Here is a 4,318-nt window from a genome sequence, read left to right on the forward strand (position 1 = left end):
GCGCGGCCGCGTCTCGGGCGCGCCGGCAGGCACCGAAATGCCCGAGTCGTCGTCGACGGCCTCGGGTTTCCCGTTCCCCGCCGTGAAGGACCTGTGATCCCCATGCGCATCGCACATCGCCTCGCCGCCGTCGGTGGCGGCATCGCCCTCGCCCTCGGCGGCCTCGTCGCCGTCGCACCGACCGCCGACGCCTCCGCGCAGGACTGCTACTTCTACCTGCTCGAGAATCACCCCGGCATCGATCCCGCGGCGGCCGAGGGCGCCTGCGTGGTCTCCGCCGAAGGTGGTGTCGTCAACCGGAACGCCTGTTACGGCGCGCTGCGAGAGTTCTACGTGCCGGCGACCATCGCCCTCGAGGCCTGCCGTCGCGCACAGGTGTAACGGAGCCCGCCGGGTACGCGCGCCCGCGCCCGCCGCCACCGGTTCGAGTCCGGTGGCGCCCCGGCTGCGCGGGCGCGATCACGTCGAAGACGTCGTGCCGCCGTCGAGGTTCGCGAGTACTCGGGCGGCGCGGTGGCGCCACGTGTGCGTGTGCGCGAACTGGCGCGCGGCCGCGTCGCCGAGGGTGTGCCGCAGCGTGTGGTCGGTGAGCAGTTCGCCGAGGGCGTCCGCCCAGGCCCGCGGTTCGTCGGGCGGGCGCAGCAGGCAGTTGGCCCGGTCCCGCAGGATCTCGCGCAGGACCGGCAGGTCGGACGCGATGATCGCGCGGCCGTGGGCCATGTACTCGAAGAGCTTCATCGGCGACGCCCAGCGGCCGGTCTCGCAATGCCCGCCGGCGGTGTAGATCTTGGCCTGATACGGGGCCAACACGACGTCCAGCAGCGGGTAGTACGCGGACACGGCCCCGGGCGGGCGATGCCCGTGGAAGTGCGCGTTGCCGGCTCGCCGGGGCTCGTTCCAGCGGGCCAAATCCTCGGGAGTGCCGCCGATCAGGTGGACGTCGACGTCGGGGAACCGATCGGCGAGATCGAGGACGAGGTCGATGCCGCGTCCTTCGTAGAGGTGCCCGACGTAGCCGATCCGCGGCACGTTCGGTCGTCCCGGCAACTCCGGTGTTCCGGCGCTTGGTTCGGGTGGGTCGGCGCCTTCGGGTGCGACCAGGATCGGCAGCCTGCCCAGCCGAGCGTAGGCGTGTCGGTAGTCGCGCGCGAGCGCGTGGCTGATCACCACGACCCGCGCGAGCGTGTCGGCGCGAAGCAGCCGATCCTCAAGGCCCAACGTGTGCGGGTCGTCGCGCAGTCGGTGGGTCTCGTACACCACGGGTGCGACGTCGGCGGCGGCGGTGAGGGCGTAGAGGTCGTGGCCGTAGATCGTGTCGGGGGTGGCGCGGGTCAGCAACTCCCGCACCCGTTCCGCTCGATCCCGGTACCCGGCCGGTGTGTAGTCCGGGCTGGACACGGTGTGCACGGGGAAGCGATGGCGGACCCCGTAGTAGTCGTGCGGGTCGTCGACCGAGTACGCACCGGGCGCGGTGTAGAGCGCCACGTCGTGGCCGGCCGCGGCGAAGGCATCGCACATGCGCATCGCGTGGACGCTGTTGGCGTAGAGCGAGGGGACGCTTCCCGGGTGGAGATAGGCGATGCGCATGCCCGCCTACGGCCCTATCGACGGGGGTATCGGCGCCGGCGGACTCGGGCTCGGGTTGCCGTTGCCGTTGCCGCTCGGGCTCGGGCTCGGGCTTCCGCTTCCGCTTCCGCTTCCGCTTCCGCTGATCAGGATCGCCTCCACCGGGCACAGGGCGGCCGCGTCCTCGGCCAGTTCGTTCGGCGGCGGTGCCTGCGGCCGCACGCGCGCGCGGCCGTCCGGGGTTTGCCCGAAGTACCGCGGGGCGGTGGCGACGCAGATGCCCGAGCCGATGCACAGGTCGAGGTCGACGCGGATGCCCGCGGTCGGACCCGAGGTCGAGGTCATGCGCGGCTCACCAACTCACGGGCAGTGTGCGGGGAGCCCGGGTCTTCAGGCCCGCTTTCCACACCGGTGGTGCCGCGGCCCGCAGTTCGGGGAACCGGCGCACCAGACCGGCGAGACCCTCCTGGACCTGGACCCGGGCAAGCGGCGCGCCGACACAGTGGTGGACGCCGTGCCCGAAGCTCAGGTGTGGGTTGTAAGCCCGGTCGAAGTCGAGCCGTTCGGGGTCGGCGAAGACGGATTCGTCGTGGTTGGCCGACGAGTTGACGGCCATCACCGCATCGCCCTCGGCGATCACGACGCCACCGAGGCGCAGGTCCTCGGTAGCCACCCGCAGATTGGCCTGCACGTTGGTCTGGGCGTAGCGCAGCAGTTCCTCCGCCGCGCCGGGGATGGTGTCCGGCTCTCGGCACAGCCGCCGATAGCGCTCGGGTTCGTCGAGCAGGAGGTGGATCATGCCGGACAGTCGATCGGAGGTGGTGCCGTAGCCGCCGGCGAGCAGGACCAGGCAGAAGGAGACCAGTTCGTCCTCGCTGAGGCGGTCCTCCCGATCGCGGGCGGCGATCAGGACGCTCAGCATGTCGTCGGCCGGCCGCTCGCGCTTGGCGGCTACGAGCGCGCCGAGGTAGTCGGTCATCTCGCCGACCGCGTGGGTGACCGCGGTGTCGGAGATCGCGGTCAGGCTGCGCAACGCGTCGCACCAGGCGTCGAGTCGGTCGCCGTCGGCGCGCGGGGTGCCCAGGAGGTCGCAGATGACGGCCAGCGGCAGGGGGCGGGCGAAGAGCGTGACGAGGTCGGCGGGTCGCTCGTGCGCGGCGACGTTGTCCAGGAGTTCGTCGACCAGGCGCGCGATGTCGCGGCGCATCGTCTCGGCGCGGCGGGCGGTGAAGGCGGCCGCGACCAGTTTGCGCAGGCGGGTGTGTACGGGTGGGTCCGCGGCCAGGATCGAGTCGGGCAGCGTGGGCACGTCGGCGATGCGGGGCCCGGTGCCTCGGGTGGCGCGGGTGCGGCTGAAGCGCGGGTCGCCCAACACCAGGCGTACGTCGGCGTATCGGGTCACGAGCCAGGCCGGGTCGCCGCTCGGCAGCTTGATTCGGGCGCAGGGCGCTTCGCGGCGCAGTGCGGCGAACTCCGGGATGGGGTCGAGTCCGTCCCGGTGCGGGAGGGGGAAGACGTGGGTGTCGGCGCGGGCTTCGGGCTCGGGTCGGGTCACGACTCCTCCGCGGCGCCGATTTCGTACACGGAGACGTGGTAGGCGCTCTCCCGGGTGAACGGGGCGCCCGCCCACGTGCCTTGCCGGCGTACGAGCCGGAGTCCGGCCTTGTGGGCCATCAGGTCGAGTTCGCCGGGGGACGCGTAGTGGAAGGCGACGCGCAGGTGTCGGGTGCGGTCGGCCTCGTGGATGAGGTAGTGGGATTGGTAGGTCTGGGTGGACGCGTCGATCCTGCGGTGGCACAGGATGAGCCGCTCGTCCGTCTCGGCGACGACCTCGGGTGTTCCCGAGGCGGACGCGACGGCGAGGGCTTCGGGCAGGTGGGCGTCGAAGACGAGGAGTCCGCCGGGTTTCAGGCGCGCCCTGGCCGCGGCGAGGCAGCGTTGTTTGGCCTCGGTGTCGGCGAGTTCGAAGAACGTTCCGCCGGCGAGGTAGATCAGGGAGTACCGGTCGGGAACGTCCACGTGGGAGAAGTCGCCGATGTGCACGGTGATTTCGGTGCCGCCGGGCTTGTCGCGCAGTCGACGGATCATGGCCTCCGACGCGTCGATGCCGTGTACTCGGATGCCGCGTTGGGACAGCGCGAGCGCGATCCGGCCGGTGCCGACGCCGAGTTCGAGCACGGGGCCGGTACCGGAGAGGCCGACGAGCGCGTCCACGGTCGCACCGGTGATGCCGGGTTTGCCGAACCAACGGTCGTAGTCGGCGGCGAAGGTGTCGGCGTAGCCGGGGCCGGACCCCGGTGGGGCGGGGTGGTCGGTGCCGCCGGGCGGCGCCGGGGGGTGCGGGTCGCTGTCGGGGGTGGGGGCGGAGGAGGGAGTGGGCGCGAGCAGGCGGGAGTTGCGCCCGGTCGGGGTGTAGGACTTGGGCAGGGGCATGCCGGGCTCCTCGACTCGCGGTGTGTCCGGTGCTCGGGTCGTTTTATGGTTCGTTGGCTGCGAACTTGGGAATGTTGAGGCGTATTCGGACTTGCTTGGCCGCACTTGGCCGCTCGGATGCCCCGGGGCGTCCGGTGCTCGCGTCACCCGAACGGGTGGGGCCTCGACCGGCTCGGCAGGCCCCGGTCGGTGCCGGATCCGGTGGGCAGCGCTTGGGCGCCCGGGGCCACGACGCGCACGACGGTCGCGCCTTGGGCGCGAGGCGGGCCGGACGTGGTGTCCACGAGGACGACGTCGCGGCCGGTGTGCGCGGACAGGG

General features: G+C 72.2%; 5 protein-coding genes. 1 reads left to right on the forward strand and 4 read right to left on the reverse strand.

The window, feature by feature from the left end:
- The first annotated feature begins 102 nt into the window (after positions 1 to 102).
- Entirely contained in the window at positions 103 to 381 is a 279-nt protein-coding gene (locus GT354_RS33175) for a hypothetical protein (protein ID WP_161360071.1), read from the forward strand.
- Positions 382 to 459: 78 nt separating this feature from the next.
- On the opposite strand, the gene GT354_RS33180 is transcribed toward GT354_RS33175, so the two are convergent.
- The 4 genes from GT354_RS33180 to GT354_RS33195 are packed head-to-tail and all read right to left on the reverse strand — an operon-like array spanning position 460 to position 3,999.
- Entirely contained in the window at positions 460 to 1,587 is a 1,128-nt protein-coding gene (locus GT354_RS33180; RefSeq protein ID WP_161360072.1) for a glycosyltransferase family 4 protein, read from the reverse strand.
- Between the two features lie 6 nt (positions 1,588 to 1,593).
- Positions 1,594 to 1,911 carry a ferredoxin gene (locus tag GT354_RS33185; RefSeq protein ID WP_161360073.1) on the reverse strand — a complete coding sequence of 106 codons (318 nt, stop codon included), beginning with the start codon at positions 1,909 to 1,911 and terminating at the stop codon, positions 1,594 to 1,596.
- Between the two features lie 7 nt (positions 1,912 to 1,918).
- The gene (locus tag GT354_RS56745; protein WP_161360074.1) at positions 1,919 to 3,121 is read right to left on the reverse strand and encodes a cytochrome P450; all 1,203 of its coding nucleotides are present in this window, start codon (positions 3,119 to 3,121) and stop codon (positions 1,919 to 1,921) included.
- Positions 3,118 to 3,999, reverse strand: a complete 882-nt coding sequence (locus tag GT354_RS33195; RefSeq protein WP_161360075.1) for a class I SAM-dependent methyltransferase — start codon at positions 3,997 to 3,999, stop codon at positions 3,118 to 3,120. The genes GT354_RS56745 and GT354_RS33195 overlap by 4 nt, the downstream gene beginning before the upstream one ends.
- Between the last annotated feature and the right edge of the window lie 319 nt (positions 4,000 to 4,318).

Origin of the sequence: Streptomyces sp. SID3343 (assembly GCF_009865215.1) — a bacterium.
Classification (GTDB): domain Bacteria; phylum Actinomycetota; class Actinomycetes; order Streptomycetales; family Streptomycetaceae; genus Embleya.

Coding starts and splice junctions, on each gene's coding strand:
- GT354_RS33175 (WP_161360071.1), top strand. CDS start 103: ATGCGCATCGCACATCGCCTCGCCGCCGTCGGTGGCGGCATCGCCCTC.
- GT354_RS33180 (WP_161360072.1), bottom strand. CDS start 1,587: ATGCGCATCGCCTATCTCCACCCGGGAAGCGTCCCCTCGCTCTACGCC.
- GT354_RS33185 (WP_161360073.1), bottom strand. CDS start 1,911: ATGACCTCGACCTCGGGTCCGACCGCGGGCATCCGCGTCGACCTCGAC.
- GT354_RS33195 (WP_161360075.1), bottom strand. CDS start 3,999: ATGCCCCTGCCCAAGTCCTACACCCCGACCGGGCGCAACTCCCGCCTG.